The sequence below is a fragment of the Mycobacterium sp. genome, from assembly GCF_004298145.1.
In the GTDB taxonomy this organism is placed as follows: domain Bacteria; phylum Actinomycetota; class Actinomycetes; order Mycobacteriales; family Mycobacteriaceae; genus Mycobacterium.
In genome coordinates, this window is the sequence record NZ_SCRH01000007.1 from 19,387 (window position 1) to 35,038 (window position 15,652).

13 protein-coding genes are annotated in these 15,652 nt (G+C 69.7%); 3 read left to right on the top strand and 10 right to left on the bottom strand.

Annotated features, from left to right (window positions below):
• Positions 1-3 precede the first annotated feature (3 nt).
• The 9 genes from murD to EPN51_RS02575 all read right to left on the bottom strand — a co-directional run bounded on the left by murD (position 4) and on the right by EPN51_RS02575 (position 11,666).
• On the bottom strand, positions 4-1,461 hold the full coding sequence (gene murD, locus EPN51_RS02535) for a UDP-N-acetylmuramoyl-L-alanine--D-glutamate ligase (RefSeq protein ID WP_293036025.1): 1,458 nt from the start codon (positions 1,459-1,461) through the stop codon (positions 4-6).
• Positions 1,461-2,540 (bottom strand): phospho-N-acetylmuramoyl-pentapeptide-transferase, encoded by a 1,080-nt coding sequence (gene mraY / locus EPN51_RS02540; protein WP_293036027.1) that lies wholly within the window; start codon positions 2,538-2,540, stop codon positions 1,461-1,463. Before mraY ends, murD begins: the two co-directional genes overlap by 1 nt.
• On the bottom strand, positions 2,537-4,108 hold the full coding sequence (gene murF, locus EPN51_RS02545) for a UDP-N-acetylmuramoyl-tripeptide--D-alanyl-D-alanine ligase (RefSeq protein WP_293036029.1): 1,572 nt from the start codon (positions 4,106-4,108) through the stop codon (positions 2,537-2,539). The genes mraY and murF overlap by 4 nt, the downstream gene beginning before the upstream one ends.
• Complete coding sequence (locus EPN51_RS02550) at positions 4,105-5,721, bottom strand: UDP-N-acetylmuramoyl-L-alanyl-D-glutamate--2,6-diaminopimelate ligase (RefSeq protein WP_293036031.1); 1,617 nt, start codon at positions 5,719-5,721, stop codon at positions 4,105-4,107. The genes murF and EPN51_RS02550 overlap by 4 nt, the downstream gene beginning before the upstream one ends.
• A 107-nt stretch (positions 5,722-5,828) precedes the next feature.
• Positions 5,829-7,712 carry a penicillin-binding protein 2 gene (locus EPN51_RS02555; RefSeq protein ID WP_293036258.1) on the bottom strand — a complete coding sequence of 628 codons (1,884 nt, stop codon included), beginning with the start codon at positions 7,710-7,712 and terminating at the stop codon, positions 5,829-5,831.
• Positions 7,713-7,897: 185 nt separating this feature from the next.
• Positions 7,898-9,145 carry a hypothetical protein gene (locus EPN51_RS02560; RefSeq protein ID WP_293036033.1) on the bottom strand — a complete coding sequence of 416 codons (1,248 nt, stop codon included), beginning with the start codon at positions 9,143-9,145 and terminating at the stop codon, positions 7,898-7,900.
• Positions 9,145-10,416 carry a 16S rRNA (cytosine(1402)-N(4))-methyltransferase RsmH gene (rsmH, locus tag EPN51_RS02565; protein ID WP_293036035.1) on the bottom strand — a complete coding sequence of 424 codons (1,272 nt, stop codon included), beginning with the start codon at positions 10,414-10,416 and terminating at the stop codon, positions 9,145-9,147. The genes EPN51_RS02560 and rsmH overlap by 1 nt, the downstream gene beginning before the upstream one ends.
• Complete coding sequence (mraZ, locus tag EPN51_RS02570) at positions 10,391-10,822, bottom strand: division/cell wall cluster transcriptional repressor MraZ (RefSeq protein WP_293036037.1); 432 nt, start codon at positions 10,820-10,822, stop codon at positions 10,391-10,393. Before mraZ ends, rsmH begins: the two co-directional genes overlap by 26 nt.
• Before the next feature lie 439 nt (positions 10,823-11,261).
• Complete coding sequence (locus EPN51_RS02575; RefSeq protein ID WP_293036039.1) at positions 11,262-11,666, bottom strand: DUF3040 domain-containing protein; 405 nt, start codon at positions 11,664-11,666, stop codon at positions 11,262-11,264.
• Positions 11,667-12,003: 337 nt separating this feature from the next.
• Here EPN51_RS02575 and EPN51_RS02580 point away from each other — a divergent pair, with 337 nt between their 5' ends.
• Together EPN51_RS02580 and EPN51_RS02585 are read left to right on the top strand one after the other, a co-directional pair.
• Positions 12,004-12,612, top strand: a complete 609-nt coding sequence (locus tag EPN51_RS02580) for an N-acetyltransferase (RefSeq protein ID WP_293036261.1) — start codon at positions 12,004-12,006, stop codon at positions 12,610-12,612.
• A 167-nt stretch (positions 12,613-12,779) separates the two neighbouring features.
• Positions 12,780-13,430, top strand: a complete 651-nt coding sequence (locus EPN51_RS02585; protein WP_293036263.1) for a DUF3153 domain-containing protein — start codon at positions 12,780-12,782, stop codon at positions 13,428-13,430.
• Between the two features lie 11 nt (positions 13,431-13,441).
• Here EPN51_RS02585 and EPN51_RS02590 read toward each other — a convergent pair whose 3' ends face one another.
• Positions 13,442-14,338 (bottom strand): mycobacterial-type methylenetetrahydrofolate reductase, encoded by an 897-nt coding sequence (locus EPN51_RS02590; protein ID WP_293036041.1) that lies wholly within the window; start codon positions 14,336-14,338, stop codon positions 13,442-13,444.
• 261 nt (positions 14,339-14,599) lie between these two features.
• Here EPN51_RS02590 and idsA2 point away from each other — a divergent pair, with 261 nt between their 5' ends.
• Entirely contained in the window at positions 14,600-15,649 is a 1,050-nt protein-coding gene (idsA2, locus tag EPN51_RS02595) for a bifunctional (2E,6E)-farnesyl/geranyl diphosphate synthase (protein ID WP_293036044.1), read from the top strand.
• The last annotated feature ends 3 nt before the right edge of the window (positions 15,650-15,652 follow it).

The following is a 15,652-nucleotide window of genomic DNA, read 5'->3' on the forward strand; positions in this document are numbered from 1 at the left end:
GCGCTAACGGATCGTCGCGCGCACGGCGGCCGCGAACGCGTCGCCACGGTCGGCGTAACCGGCGAATTGGTCGAACGATGCGCCCGCCGGTGCCAGCAGGACCGTGTCACCGGCCTTGGCCAGGCCACGAGCCGCGGCCAACGCCGCGTTCATGACCGCAGTGCCGAGATCCCCGGCCAAATGTTTCACTTCTGTCACATCCGCACCAGAAACCACAGCAGTCGCATCCATACCAGCATCCTCGCCTGTCACAACATGCACGACGGGGACATCCGGTGCGTGTCGCGATAACGCCTCTGCAACCTTGTGCCGATCTCGGCCGATGAGCACCACCCCGACCAGCCGGGATGCGATCCTGGCGACCTCGGCGTCGACCGATGCGCCCTTCAGCAGACCGCCGGCGATCCAGACGACCCGGGGGTAGGCCAGCACGGACGCCTCGGCGGCGTGGGGATTGGTGGCCTTGGAGTCGTCGACGTAGGTGACGCCGCCGGCGACGGCCACGACCTCGGCCCGGTGCCGGCCCACCTGGAAGGCCGCGATCGCGGACGCGATCGCCTCGGCCGGCACCTCGACGCTGCGCGCCAGCGCCGCGGCGGCCAGGGCGTCGAGCACGCCGACGGGGCCGGGCACCGGTATCGATTCGACCGGTAGCAGCGTCAGGTCGTCGGCGAAGGCGCGGTCGATCAGATGGCCGTCGCGCACGCCGAGCTCCCCGGCAGCCGGCTCGCCCAGCCGAAAGCCCACCTGCACCGGCGCCTGCGCGGTGGTCAGCAGCGCCGCGGCCCGGCGGTCGTCCAGCCCGACCACCGCCACCCGGCCGTCGAGCACCCGCGCCTTGGCCGCGGCGTAGTCGGCCAGAGTGCCGTGCCAGTCGAGGTGGTCTTCGGCGATGTTGAGCACCGCGCCGCCCTCGGGCCGCAGCGAGGGCGCCCAGTGCAACTGGAAGCTGGACAGCTCGACGGCCAGCAGCTCGGCGGGTTCGCCGAGCACGTCGAGCACCGGGCTGCCGATGTTGCCGCACAACAGGCTTCGCCGGCCCGCGGCCCTCAGCATGGCGTGCAGCATCGACGTCGTCGTCGTCTTGCCGTTCGTCCCGGTCACCACCAGCCAGCGGTGCGCCGGTCCATAGTGACCCGCGGCGTCCAGCCGCCAGGCCAGCTCCACGTCACCCCAGACGGGCACGCCCGCGGCCGACGCGGCGCGAAGCAGCGGCGTGGCCGGCGAGAAGCCCGGACTGGTCACCACCAGGGCGTAGCGCGAAATCTGCTCGGCGGCCGTCGATGTCGGCGCCGTCGCCGTCCCCGCCTCGGCGTATCCGCGCAAGGTGGCCGGGTCGTCGTCGCACAGGGTCGGCACCGCGCCGAATCGGGTCAGGGCCGCCAGCACCGCTTTGCCGGTCACCCCCCCGCCGGCCACCAGCACCGATGCGCCCAGCGCCAAGGGGTCAAGACCGCTCATCAGGCACCGATCGCGGCCAGCCACTCACCGTAGAAAAGGGCCACCCCCAGGCCGCAGGCGATCGCGGTGAGCAACCAGAAACGGATGATGACCGTGGTCTCGGCCCAGCCGGCCAATTCGAAGTGGTGATGGAAGGGCGCCATCCGGAACACCCGGCGCCCGGTGGTACGAAAAGTCAAGATTTGCAACACAACTGAGCTGACCTCGGCGACGAACAGCGACCCCAGCACAACGGCGAGGATCTCGGTGCGGCTGGTGACCGAGATGCCCGCGATGATGCCGCCCAACGCCAGCGATCCGGTGTCGCCCATGAAAATCTTGGCGGGCGCGGCGTTCCACCACAAAAAGCCGATGCAGGCGCCCGCGGTGGCGGCGGCGACGATCGCCAGGTCCAGCGGATCGCGCACGTTGTAGCAGCCCAGCCCGGGCGCGGTGACGCACGCGTTGCGGTACTGCCAGAACGTGATCAGCACGTAGGCCGCCGTGACCATCGCCATGCTGCCCGCGGCGAGCCCGTCCAGGCCGTCGGTGAAGTTGACCGCGTTGGACCAGGCGCTGACGACGACCACGCAGAACAACACGAACAGTGCCGGAGCCAGGGCGACGGTGGCGATCTCCCGCACGTAGGACAGGTCCGCGCTGGCCGGCGTGAGGCCGTTGGCGTTGCGGAACTGCAGCACCAGCACACCGAACAGCACCGCGGCGGTGACCTGCCCGACCATCTTGGCGGTCTTGTTCAGCCCGAGATTGCGCGACCTGCGGATCTTGATCACGTCATCGAGAAAGCCGACGCCACCGAGCACGGTGGCCAAGCCGAGCACCAGCAGACCCGACGCGGAGGCGCCCTCACCGTCGAAGGCCAGTCCGGCCAGGTGTGTCCCCAGATACCCGGCCCAGATCCCGGCCAGGATCGCCACGCCGCCCATCGACGGCGTGCCGCGTTTGGCGTGGTGGGTCGGCGGGCCGTCGTCGCGGGTGTGGTGGCCGAATCCCTGCCTGGTGAACAACCGAATCAGCGCCGGGGTCAACAGGATCGACACGGTCAGTGCGACGGCGACTGCGATGAGGATCTGTCTCATGGGCGGGCCCCGCCGTCCTCTGCGGCCGCTGAGTCTTCCGAGGCCAGCGCGTCGGCCAGCACGCCCAGGCCGGCCGCGTTGGAAGCCTTGACCAGGACCACGTCGCCGGGCTGCACCTCGGCCCGCAGCAACGCCAGGGCGGCGTCGCGGTCCGCCACGTTGAGGGCCCCCTTATCGGCCGAGCCCCACGATCCCTCCATGACCGCTCCGTGGTGCATGGCGCTCATCGACCTCCCACTTCCCACGACAACGAGTCGAGACACATCTAAGCGCACGGCCAGCCGGCCGATGCGATCATGCTCGGCTATCGCGTCCTCACCGAGTTCGGCCATCTCGCCGAGCACCGCCCAGCTGCGCCGGGGTTGCGTGCCCGATTCGCCGCCGCCGTGGGCGATCCAGGCCAGGGCCTGCAGCCCGGCTCGCATGGAATCGGGGTTGGCGTTGTAGGCGTCGTCGATCACGGTGACGCCGTCGGCGCGGGTGGTGACCTGCATCCGGTGCCGCGACACCGGGGCGGCGCCGGCGAGTGCGGTCGCCACCTGTTCGATGTCGGCGCCGCATTCCAGCGCGACCGCGGCGGCACACAGCGCGTTGGCGACCTGGTGATCGCCGTAGACGCCGAGCCGCACCTGCGCCTGCCTGGTCCCGGAGGCGTCGCGGTGATGCAGCGTGAAGCACGGCCTGGCCAACTCGTCGAGCGACACCGGCCCGGCCCACAGCCGGCTGGCGCCCGCGTCGGTGTTCTCGGCGCGGCTGACCCGCACCACCCGGGCCGTGGTCACGTCGGCCATTGCCGCCACCGCCGGGTCGTCGACGTTGAGGATCACCACCCCGGAGGTTGGAACAGATTGTGGCAGCTCGGATTTCGTTTGTGCGATGGCGTCACGCGAGCCGAATTCGCCCAGGTGCGCGGTGCCGACGTTGAGGACCACCCCGATCGCCGGCGGGGCGATGTCGGCCAGCGCCGCGATATTGCCGGGGTGGCGCGCCGACATCTCGAGGACCAGGTAGTCGGTGTCCGGCGTCGCGCGCAGCACCGTCCACGGATGCCCCAGCTCGTTGTTGAACGACCCGGGCGGGGCCACGACCTCGCCCAGCGGGTCCAGCACGGCGGCCACCAGATCCTTGGTCGAGGTCTTCCCGGATGACCCGGTGATCCCGACGATCCTCAGCCCGCCCGCCACCAGTTCGGCGGCCACCGCCTTGGCCAGTTTGGCCAGCGCCGCGAGCACCGCCGCCCCGGACCCGTCGGTGTCGTGCTCGAGCACCCCGGCCAACCCGCGGTCGAGGTGCGCCGCCGGCGGTTGCGGGGGGACCACGATGGCGGGCACCCCCACCGGCCGCGCCGCCAGGACGGCGGCCGCACCGGCGGCCAGCGCGGCGCCCGCATGGTCGTGCCCATCGGTGCGCGCTCCGGGCAGCGCCAGGAACAGCCCGCCGGGTCCGACGGCGCGCGAGTCGAATTCCACCGTCCCGGTGACGTGGCGTTGCGCGGCGTCCTGCGCAGAGATGTCGGACAGGGTGCCACCGACGATGTCGGCGATCTGGGCGACGGTCAGGTCGATCATCGCTGCGTCCCTCGCGGCCGCATGGCCTCGCGCAGCGCCTGGGCCAGCTCCACCCGGTCGTCGAAGGGGCGGGTGTGCCCGCCGGCGCGCTGGCCGGTTTCATGACCCTTGCCGGCGATCAGCACCACGTCGTCCGGGCCCGCCCAGGCGACGGCGTGCCTGATCGCGTCGCGCCGGTCGGCGATTTCGACAATGTCTGCCGCACAGCCACTTTCGGCCGCCCCGTCCAGGATTTTGCGGCGAATCGACGCCGGGTTCTCACCGCGCGGATTGTCGTCGGTGACGACGACCAGATCGGCCAGCTCGGCCGCGGTCGCGCCCATCGGTGCCCGCTTGCCCGGGTCGCGCTCGCCGCCGGCGCCGAACACCACCGCCAGCCGGCGATCCGGACGCGCCAGGGTGGTCAGCACCGCGCGCAACGCGCCGGGTTTGTGCGCGTAGTCGACCAGCGCCAGAAAATCCTGGCCGGCGTCGATTTCCTCCATCCGCCCCGGCACACGGGCCTGCAGCAGACCCGCCGACGCCTGGTCCGGAGACACCCCCACTGCATCCAGGACAGCCAGTGCCACAAGGCAATTGGCGACGTTGTAATGGCCGGGCAGCCCAACGCCGAGCTGGTGTCGCGCACCGGTGGGGTCCACGACGGTGAATCGTTGTCCCCCGGCGCCCATCGGGGCCACGTCAATGGCGCGCCAGTGCGCGGGTTGGCCCTCGGCGCTGACGGTGATCGCGTCGCCGGCCCGGGTCGCCATCGCGCGACCGGCCTCGTCGTCGACGCAGACCACGACGCGGCGGGCCCGCAGCGGGGAATCCGGGTCGAAGAGCAACGCCTTGGCCTCGAAGTAGTCGGCCATCGTCGGGTGAAAGTCGAGGTGGTCGCGGGACAGGTTGGTGAAACCGGCGACGGCGAATCCGGTTCCGTCCACGCGGCCCAGTGCCAGCGCGTGGCTGGAGACCTCCATGACGACGGTGTCCACCCCTTGCTCGGCCATCGCCGCCAGCATCGCCTGCAGGGCGGGGGCCTCCGGGGTGGTCAGCGCGCTGGGAATGTCCGCGCCGTCGATGCGGATGCCGATCGTGCCGATCAGCCCGGCCGTGCGGCCGGCGGCGCGCAGAGCGGACTCGACCAGATAGGTCGTGGTGGTCTTGCCGGACGTGCCGGTGATTCCCACGACCGTCACCCGCTCCGACGGATTTCCGTACACCGTGGCGGCCAGCCCGCCGAGCGCGCCGCGGGGGTCGGGGTGCACCAGCGTCGGCACGGTCCGGGCCAGAGCCTCCATCTCGGCAACCCCGGCGGCATCGGTGAGGACGGCGACCGCGCCGCCCTCGATCGCCTGGGCGGCGTACCGGGCCCCGTGGGTGGTCGAACCGGCCAGTGCGGCGAACAAATCACCGGGCATTACGTCCTGGGCCCGCAGCGTCACGCCGGTGACCGGCACGTCGGGGACATCGGAGCGCTGGCCCGCAGCGCCGGCCAGCGCTGCCCCCGCCTGGGCGGCCAGGGCGGGCAGGCGCGCGCCCGCGGCGGCGCTGGGGCGCAACCCGGTGGGCATCGACACCACTTCCGTCACACCTCCCTCCGGCACCGCATGATCCTCATGATCGGCCATGACACCCTACCGAGCCGCGCCCGGCCATGAGGCGATCCGCGCGCCGCGGCAGGTGGCGATCGACGCGACGGGGTTCGGCGCTGCTCTGCCTGTCTGGCGGCGACCCGCTAGGTGGCCTGCAGCGTCAGCGGCGGGCCCGGGTCCGGCGACAGCGGCACGTTCTCGCGCTGCATGAGCCAGCCGGCGATGTTGTGGAACAGCGGGGCCGCCGAGTGGCCCGGCGTGCCGTCCGCGTTGCGCTCCGGGTTGTCCATCATGATGCCGATGACATAGCGGGGGTTGTCGACGGTGGCCATGCCGGCGAACGTGATCCAGTAGACGTTGTCGAAGTAGCAGCCGCAGGCGGGGTTGATCTGCTGCGCGGTACCGGTCTTGCCGGCCATCTGGTAGCCAGTCACCGCGGCGGCGGGACCGGTGCCCTGCTGGTAGCCCATCGGGTCGTGTTGCACGACGGCACGCAGCATGTTGCGCACGGTCTGAGCCGTCTGCGCCGAAACCACCCGCACGCCGTCCGGGCGCGGTTCTTCGGTGCGGGTGCCGTCGGGCGCGATTGTGGCCTTGAGGATCCGCGGCGGGATCCGCACCCCGTCGTTGGCGATCGCCTGGTACATGCCGGTCATCTGCAGCAGCGTCATCGAAAGGCCTTGGCCGATAGGTAGATTGGAGAAGGTGCTGCCCGACCATTGGTCAATCGGCGGTACCAGCCCGGCGCTCTCACCGGGCAGGCCCACGTTGGTGCGTTGCCCGAGGCCGAATTTGCGGACCATGTCGTAGAAACGTTCCGGGCCAACCCGCTGCGCGAGCATCAAAGTGCCGACGTTGGAGGACTTTCCGAAGACGCCCGTGGTGGTATAGGGCATCACGCCGTGGTCCCACGCGTCGTGGATGGAGACCCCACCCATCTGGATCGAACCGGGGACCTGCAGCACCTCGTCGGGATTGGACAGGCCGTACTCGATGACCGAGGACGCGGTGATCACCTTGTTCACCGAGCCGGGCTCGAACGGCGAGGACACCGCCAGGTTGCCCAGCTGTTTGTCGCCCTGACGGCCGATGTCCTGGGCGGGGTCAAAGGTGTTGTCATTGGCCATGGCCAGCACTTCGCCGGTCTTCGCATCGAGCACCACGGCCGAAACGTTATGCGCGCCAGACACGTTCTTGGCCTGCTGAACCTGCTGCTGCACATAGAACTGGATGTCGTCATCGAGGGTCAGCTGCACCATCGAGCCGTTGACCGCCCGATGCCGGTTGCGGTAACTGCCGGGGATGACCACACCGTCGGATCCGCGGTCATAGGTGAGCGAGCCGTCGGTTCCGGACAGCACCGAGTCCATGGCCTCTTCCAGCCCCAGCAGCCCGTGACCGTCCCAGTCGATGCCGCCCACGATGTTGGCGGCCAACGATCCGCCCGGATATTGGCGCAGATCTTGGCGTTCGGAACCGACCTCGGGGAATTTGTCCGAGATCGCGCTGGCGACAGCGGGATCGACGGCGCGAGCCAGATAGACGAAATTCTCGTCGCTTTGCAGCTTCTTCAAAAGGGTCGCCGAGTCGGGCTTGTTGCCCAGGCGGCCCGAGACATCCTTGGCGATATCCCGCAACCGCTGCTGCGGGTCAGGGGCCGCCGAATTCTTGGCCCTGGCCTCCTCCAGCTGCTTGTGAATACGTTTCGGCTGAAACGTCAGCGCACGCGATTCGATGGTGAAGGCCAGTTGATCCTTGCGGCGGTCGATGATGCTACCGCGCACCGCCTTTTCCACATCGGTGACCTTGAGTTGCCCGGCGGCCTGGGCGCGCAGCGTCGGGGCCTTGGTCACCTGCAGGACGAACAGCTGGGCGGCGGCCACCAGCATCATCACCAGGATGACCACGTTGCCGGCGCGATGCCGGAAAACGAACGACCCGCCGCGGCTGGCCAATTGCGCAACCTGACGGGTGCGCCGCTCCCGTGTCGAGTGACCGGATCCCACCGGCTCGGGCCGCTGTGCTATGCGGACATCCTTGGGCTGCTTGGCTTTCCGGAATCGCTTCGGTTCCCGAACGTCGTGACCCTGTTCGACTGGAGGCTTGACGCGGCGCTTGGATTGCCGAACACCGTTGCCCTCCAAATCCTTACGGGGACCACGCGTCGGGCGTGCCGCCTGCGACCGGCGTGTCCGCGGGGAGTCACCGCGGCTCACCTCGGAGTACCTGGCGGCGCAGCGGCGGGCCCGGGCAGGGCGCCGGTACCCGGTTGCGGTATCGGGGCGGGCGCCGGAGCGGCGGGGACGATCGGCCGGGCGGCCGGGCGGCCCAGCTGCAGCGGGACCGGAACCTCCGGCGGCAGGGGCGCGGGCATTTGAGCAGGGGCCGGAATGGGCAGGCCGCCCAAGGGAATCGGGACCTCGGCGGGTACCGGAGGGGCGGCCGGTCTCGCCGGTATCGGCAGGCCCGGCGTCGGCAGCGCACCGGTCGCCGGCCCACCGGGCATGCCGGGCAGCACACCGGTAACGGGCCCGCCTGGCATGCCGGGCAGCGTACCGGCAGCGGGCACCCCGGGCGCCCCAGGCGCGCCGGGCACCGGGGGAACTGCCGGCGGGAAGTGCTGACCGCCCACCGTCGAGGCACCGTCGGGTGCGCGCAGCAGCGCTTCGGGCCCGGACCTGGCCGGGGCGGGGCCGCCGGGGACCGGTTCGATCCGCATCGGGACCTCCGCGGCGGGTGCCGCCGGCTTCGGGGGCTGCGGCGCCTCGTCGGGGAGCTTGTTGTTCAGCGGTGGGGGCGGAACACCGTCAGCCGGCTTGGGGGTGCCGACGACCACCCAGCTCCCGGACGGGTCCTGGACCAGGTGCGCGGTATCCCTGGTGGGGATCATGCCCTGCTTGCGGGCGGCCTCCGCCAGCGCCGGCGCGGCTTCGGCCTGGCGTACATCGCGCTCCAGCGCTTCCTTCTGTTGCTGCAGCAACCGGGTCCGCTCCCGGGCGTGGCTCAACTTGTAGGACCGCTCGGCGGAATCGGTGGACAACCACAGCGTGAGCCCGAGCCCCACGCCCAGCGCACCGATGACCAACACGACGAATGGGACCTTGCTCGCGAGGGTCCGCGGGCGCAGGTCGATCGATGCCAGTCGGGCGGCCAGACGCTCGGTCAGCCGAGGGCGAACAACCTTGGGCGCTTTGGCTTTCCGGGCCTTGGCTCGCGCCTTGGCCTGGCTGGTGTTCTTGGGCCGGGCCGACCGCTCGGCCGGCCGGGCGACGGGGCTGGTCTGCGGTCCGGCCTTGGGCGCGCGGGTTTCGCGGGTGGGCGCCGAGGTCCTGGCGCCGCGGCCGCGCCGCGGCGCGCCGGAGTCCGGCGCCGGGCGCCTGCTCCGTCGGGCGGAACCGTCGCGCGCGCCCCGGCGGTCGGTGCCCCCGCGTCGTTCCGACGCCTCGCGGTCCGCCTTCATCAATCGCCTTTCCCGGTAGCCTGCTGTGATTCCATTCGTTGCAGAGCCCGTAATCGCACCGCGGCGCTGCGCGGGTTGCGTTCGATCTCGGTAGCGTCGGCGCGTCCGGCACCCTGCGTCAGAGCCCGGAATCGCGGCTGGTGGCCGGGGAGTTCGACCGGCAGATCCATCGGGGTGCGGGAAGCGACCGCCTGGGCGAACAGCCGCTTGACGATCCGGTCTTCCAGCGATTGGTAGGCCAGCACCACGATGCGCCCGCCGACGGCAAGCGCGTCCAACGCGTCCGGAAGTGCGGCGCGCAGCGAATCCAGTTCGTCGTTGACCGCGACCCGCAGCGCCTGGAAGGTGCGCTTGGCCGGATGTCCGCCGGTGCGCCGGGCCGCGGCCGGAATCGCTTCGTAGAGCAGGGCCACCAAGTCCGTGGTCGACGTGAACGGCTCCCGGGCACGCCGGCGCACCACGTGCGCGGCGATGCGCCGCGCGAACCGCTCCTCGCCGTAGCGGTGCAAGATGTTCGCCAGCTCCGCCTCGTCGTAGGTGTTGAGGATGTCGGCCGCGGTCAGCGGTGCTTCGGGATCCATCCGCATGTCCAGCGGTGCGTCCTGGGCGTAGGCGAAACCCCGTTCGGCGCGATCCAGCTGCATGGACGACACACCGAGGTCGAACAGCATTCCGTCGACCGATTCGGTTGCGGCATACCCGGATTCGGCCAGCGCCGCGGCGAGGCCGTCGTAGCGGGTGTGCACCAGTGTGACCCGGTCGGAAAATCGCGCCAACCGCGTTCGGGTGATGTCCAGGGCGCTGGGATCGCGGTCGAGCCCGATCAGCCGCAGACCCGGCAGTTCGGTCAAGAACCGCTCCGCGTGCCCTCCCGCGCCGACGGTCGCATCGACCAGGGTCGCCCCCCTCCCGTCCGGATGGTGGCGGGTCAGTGCGGGCGTGAGCAGCGCGACGCAGCGCTCCAGCAGGACGGGCACGTGCCCGAAATCCGAATTGTCAGCCACCGCAACGCCTCCCCGGATCTGCCGGTGCCCGCCGGCCGCGAGGGCCCCCACGAGAGCGGCCCGCGCGCCGCTGCGGGTCTGTACCGCCCGAGCGTGCCGGCGCGGAACCGTTCCCGGACCGTTCGGGCCGGACCGGTGTGGTGCCCCTGCATCGAGGTCCCTGCCCGATGGCACGAACCTGGCGTTGGGGAAGTACGCCAGGGTCGGTTCGGGCAGAGGCCACGCTGCACGGGCATGCGCCTCAGATGATGTCGCCGAGTGCTTCATCGCTGGCCGCGGAGAAGTTCTCTTCGTGTGTCTGCTGGTAGTCCTGCCAGGCGTGCGCATCCCAGATCTCGAGGTAGTCGACCGCACCGATCACCACGCAGTCCTTGGACAGGCTGGCGTAACGACGGTGGTCGGCCGACAACGTGATGCGCCCCTGGGCGTCAGGATGCTGCTCGTCGGTGCCGGCGGCGAGGTTGCGCAGGAAAGCCCTGGCGTCAGGGTTGCTCCGCGAGGCCTTGCTGGCCCGGCGGGCCAGTTGTTCGAATTCGGCCCGCGGGTAGACGGCGAGGCTGTGGTCCTGACTTTTGGTGACCATCAACCCCCCTGCCAGCGCGTCACGGAACTTGGCGGGCAACGTCAGCCGCCCCTTGTCGTCGAGTTTGGGCGTGTAGGTGCCAAGAAACACCAGCTCACCTCCTGTTCGAGGTCACCCAAACACTGCAGCCACCATACCCCACAACCCCCCACTCTGCCCCATTTATTGAACGTCGCCGTGGTGTTTCCCGGGTTATCCGTCGTCACACGGCCGTCAACGCCGCACGAGAGGCGTGTCGGGCTCTTTTCTGGGCGTCATCCAGGGCCGCCGAACCAGCGCATCTATCAGGGAAAACACCGCCCGTGGGGCGTAGTGGGGCAATCGGGTGGGGCCCAGTGGGGCTTAGCTGTCGCCCTACGCCTCGATTAGGGCTCGATTGAGCCGCAGAACGGCATCGACGGTTGCGCTCGCCTCAGCCAGATGGCTGGGCCTGCGACGACGACAGCCGTGCGGGCCCGGGAGGCCTGGAGCCGAGCGAGGAAAGCAAAACGGGGCAGCCCGTTGGCTACCCCGCGCGTGTAGGTCGGCGCTAGTTGTCGAAGCGGCGGCGGAACCGATCCTCCATGCGACTGGTGAACGAACCGCCACCTTTGTTGCGGCGCTGGCGCGGCGAGCCGGGTGCCGATCCGGAATGGTCTGGCCTGCCCGACAACCGCGGACCGGTGATACCGAACACCACCCCGCCAAACATGACGATGAACCCGAAAATGCTGAGAATGGGGACACTGCCACCGATCCAGGTGGCCTTGAAGGCCACTCCCGAAACCAGCATCGCCAGACCGACAACGAACAGCGCCACGCCCTGCAGACGCCGACGGGCCGTAGGGGCGCGAAACCCTCCGCCCCGGACGCTTGACGCGAATTTCGGATCTTCGGCGTAGAGAGCGCTCTCGATCTGATCGAGCATCCGCTGCTCATGATCGGAGAGTGGCATTCGTCCCTCCTTGCCGACGGTTTGGCACGTGACTATCGGTACACGCGGATGCCCTTTGCGCGGGCAACTAATTGAATGATACGAGGTCAATCTGCCCCATACCACTGGTTCAGCGCCGATTCTATCCCGGCTTAATCCCGGCATCGCGCCAGACCGGAACGCCCGTGCGCTACAACCGGCTTCCCGAACCGGGCCGGTCCGTCCGTTCGGTGCCACGACCGCTCGTCGCTTCGCCGCGTGGGGGTCCGATAATGGTGAAAAGCAGCCTGGTCCCCGCGGACCACAGAACGCCGAAACACCGCATGAGTCTGATTACCGGATGAGGAGGAACCGCGAATTGGCGATATTCCTCATCGATCTGCTCCCCCACGATATGGAGCGTCGCCTCACCGACGCCCTGACGGTGTATGTCGATGCGATGCGCTACCCGCGGGGCACCGAGCACCAGCGGGCCGCGATGTGGCTGGAACACGTCCGTCGACGTGGCTGGCAAGGGGCCGGCGTCGTCGAAATCGAGGTAGCCGACGACGACGGCGCACAGATGCCCTCGCCGGAACATTTGACCAGCGCCCCGCTGCTCGGCGTCGCCTACGGCTACCCCGGCGCGCCCGGGCAGTGGTGGCAGCAGCAGGTCGTGCTGGGCATGCAGCGTGGCGGCTCGCCGCCCCAGGAGATCGCCCGGCTGATGAACAGCTATTTCGAGTTGACCGAACTGCACATCCATCCCCGCGCCCAGGGCCGCGGTCTCGGCGAGGCGTTGGCTCGGCGCCTGCTGGCGGGTCGCGCCGAAAAGAATGTGCTGCTGTCGACGCCGGAAATCAATGGCGAGCCCAACCGCGCCTGGCGACTGTACCGGCGCCTGGGCTTCACCGACGTCATCCGCAGCTACCACTTCGCCGGCGACCCGCGGGCGTTTGCGATCCTGGGCCGCGAATTACCGCTGTGACACCGCGGAACTCGGCGCACATCGGACGACCCCGCTCCGACGTGTCACTTATTTGAGTGGCACATCGGATCTGGCACGATGACCTGGTGCGCGCCAGCTCTCCCCCGTCCGCCGGCCGAGCCTTTCGAGCCCCCGGGACCCGGCGGCGCCGCCTGGTGGCCATCGCCATGTTGCTGCTGCTGGTGCCGCTGGCCACCGGATGCCTGCGGGTACGGGCGTCGCTCACCATCTCCCCCGACGACCTGGTGTCCGGAGAGATCGTCGCCGCCGCGAAACCCAAGACCCCCAAGGACACCGGCCCGCAGCTGGACAGCAACAACCTGCCGTTCAGCCAGAAGGTGGCGGTGTCGACCTACGACAGCGACGGTTACGTCGGCTCCCAGGCGGTGTTCTCCGATCTGACGTTCGCCGAGCTGCCCCAGCTGGCCAACATGAACTCCGACGCCTCCGGGGTCAACCTGTCGCTGCGGCGCAACGGCAACCTGGTGATCCTGGAGGGCCGGGCGGATTTGACGTCGCTCACCGATTCCGAGGCGGACGTCGAGCTGACGGTCGCCTTTCCGGGCGTAGTGACCTCCACCAACGGCGACCGGGTCGAGCCCGAGGTGGTGTCGTGGAAGCTCAAGCCGGGTGTGGTGAGCGCCATGACCGCCCAGGCCCGCTACACCGACCCCAACACCCGTTCCTTCACCGGCGCCGTGGTGTGGCTGGGCATCGCGTCCTTCGCCGCCGCCGCCGTGGTGGGGCTGTTGGCCTGGGCCGGCCGGGACCGGTCACCGCGGCTCACCGCACCGCGCGACCAACCGCCGCCCACCTAGCCGCGCATCGTCTAGCCCTGCCGGGCGGGTGACCAGTACGCGAGCATCTCCGCGAAGGTCTGGAACGCCGGACCCGAAATCCCGTAGGTCGCCTCGAGGTGGATGCTCAGCGGGAAGCCGAGGTCGGCCACCCCGTCGATGACGCGCTTGTAAAGGTCGACCATCAGCTGGCGCTTCTGCGCCGGCTCGCTGGCAGCGAGGTTTTGGACGAACTCCTGCTCGCCGGCCACCGCGGCATTGCCCGGGTCCTGGATGAGCCAGTTGATCAGCCCGACCCGGCCTTCCATCTTCGGCACGAAGCCGAAGGACAGCAGGATCTCGGGCCGGTGATCGGTTTCCCGGGCGAACTCACGCAGGAAACCCACGATCGCGTCGGAATACAACAGCTGAGTCATGCCGTAGGTGGCGCCCCGGTCGCACTTGAAGTTGAACCGGCCCTGTTCGCCGTCCCGGGTCGGAATCAGGATCACGCCGCGGTTGGTCACCAGCTCGCGATAGATCGACAGGGCGTCTGTCGGCGCGACGCCCGAGCCCTCGCCGTCGTTCATCGTGCGCGGCACGCCGACGAACACCACGCCTTCCATTCCGGCCGTGGACAACTCGGTCAGCCGCGCGCGCAGCGACGGCTCGTCCATGAAGGCGGTGACCTGCGTGCACAAGCCCTTGATCCCGGTCAGTTCCGGCTTGACGACCGACCAGAAGTCGAGCACATCCAGCTTGGGTTTCATCGGGACCGGCCGGTCGTCGTCCTCGGCGATGATCCCGGGGATCATCACGTGCCGGATCAGGCCGTCCAGACCGGACTCGGCCGAATGCCGCACCACTTTCTGCGCCTCTTCGAGTGCCCGCTCCCGACCTTCGTCGGCGTTGGGCGGCACCAGCTCGAGCGCAATGGTGTTGAGGGTCACGCGGCTTCTCTCCGTCCAACGGCTATTGGCCTGGGGCGTCTTGTGGCCGCGCAGTATCCGCGCGATCCCCAGCGCACCCGCAAGCATAGGGGCGGGTTAGTGAGGCAGTCGAAGCAACTGGGTGCACGCCGCGACGCCACGCGGAACGCACCCCGGGCGGCGCGACGAATACACTGGTCGGGCCTGGAACACCCAGCCAGCCGAGCAGAAAGGGGCGCCGCGCTGAGCTCAGGAGCCACAGCAGCAGCGGCAACCGTCGAGTTGACCGGCGCCATCACCGAACAATTGCGGCGGTATCTACAGGCGCGGCGCGCCGAGACCGCCTACATCGGTGACGACTACAGCGGCCTGGTCGCCGCGCTGGAAGATTTCGTGCTGGGCGGCGGCAAGCGGCTACGGCCCGCCTTCGCCTATTGGGGCTGGCGTGCGGTGGCCACCGACGCTCCCGATGACCAAGTGCTGCTGCTGTTTTCCGCGCTCGAGCTGCTACATGCCTGCGCGCTGGTGCACGACGACGTGATCGACGACTCCTCCACCCGGCGGGGCCGGCCGACCACTCACGTCCAGTTCGCGACGCTGCACCGCGACCGGAGCTGGCAAGGCTCACCGGAACGGTTCGGCATGTCGGCCGCCATCCTGCTCGGTGACCTCGCCCTGGCCTGGGCCGACGACATCGTCTTCGGCGTCGACTTGGCTCCGCAGGCCCAGCGGCGGGTCCGCCGGGTGTGGGCCGACATCCGCACCGAGGTGCTCGGCGGGCAGTACCTCGACATCGTCGCCGAGGCCAGCGCCGCCGCGTCGATCGCGTCGGCGATGAACGTCGACACCTTCAAAACCGCCTGCTACACCGTGGCGCGGCCGCTGCAACTCGGGGTGGCCGCCGCCGCCGACAGACCCGACGTCCACGATTCCTTCAGCCAGTTCGGGACGGATCTCGGGGTGGCGTTTCAGCTACGCGACGACGTCCTGGGCGTCTTCGGTGACCCCGCGGTGACCGGTAAGCCGTCCGGGGATGACCTGCGATCCGGCAAGCGCACCGTGCTGCTGGCCGAGGCCGTTGAGCTGGCGGAGAAGTCAGACCCGGTGGCGGCCAACCTGTTACGGAGCTCGATCGGAGCCCAGCTGACCGACACCCAAGTGGATCAGCTGCGCGACGTCATCGAGTCGGTGGGCGCCCTGGCCGCAGCCGAACAACGGATCGCCACGCTGACGGGGCGGGCGCTTGCCACGCTGGCCGCCGCACCCATCAACACCGCGGCCAAAGCGGGGCTGTCCGAATTGGCCAAGCTGGCCACGAACCGGTCCGCCTGAACC

What these genes read in the sequence shown, in the direction of transcription:
- rsmH (WP_293036035.1), bottom strand. Translation starts at nt 10,416, where the DNA reads ATGAAGCACTCGGCGACATCATCTGAGGCGCATGCCCGTGCAGCGTGG.
- mraY (WP_293036027.1), bottom strand. Translation starts at nt 2,540, where the DNA reads ATGAGACAGATCCTCATCGCAGTCGCCGTCGCACTGACCGTGTCGATC.
- EPN51_RS02550 (WP_293036031.1), bottom strand. Translation starts at nt 5,721, where the DNA reads ATGGCCGATCATGAGGATCATGCGGTGCCGGAGGGAGGTGTGACGGAA.
- murF (WP_293036029.1), bottom strand. Translation starts at nt 4,108, where the DNA reads ATGATCGACCTGACCGTCGCCCAGATCGCCGACATCGTCGGTGGCACC.
- EPN51_RS02560 (WP_293036033.1), bottom strand. Translation starts at nt 9,145, where the DNA reads ATGAAGGCGGACCGCGAGGCGTCGGAACGACGCGGGGGCACCGACCGC.
- murD (WP_293036025.1), bottom strand. Translation starts at nt 1,461, where the DNA reads ATGAGCGGTCTTGACCCCTTGGCGCTGGGCGCATCGGTGCTGGTGGCC.
- EPN51_RS02575 (WP_293036039.1), bottom strand. Translation starts at nt 11,666, where the DNA reads ATGCCACTCTCCGATCATGAGCAGCGGATGCTCGATCAGATCGAGAGC.
- EPN51_RS02585 (WP_293036263.1), top strand. Translation starts at nt 12,780, where the DNA reads ATGTTGCTGCTGCTGGTGCCGCTGGCCACCGGATGCCTGCGGGTACGG.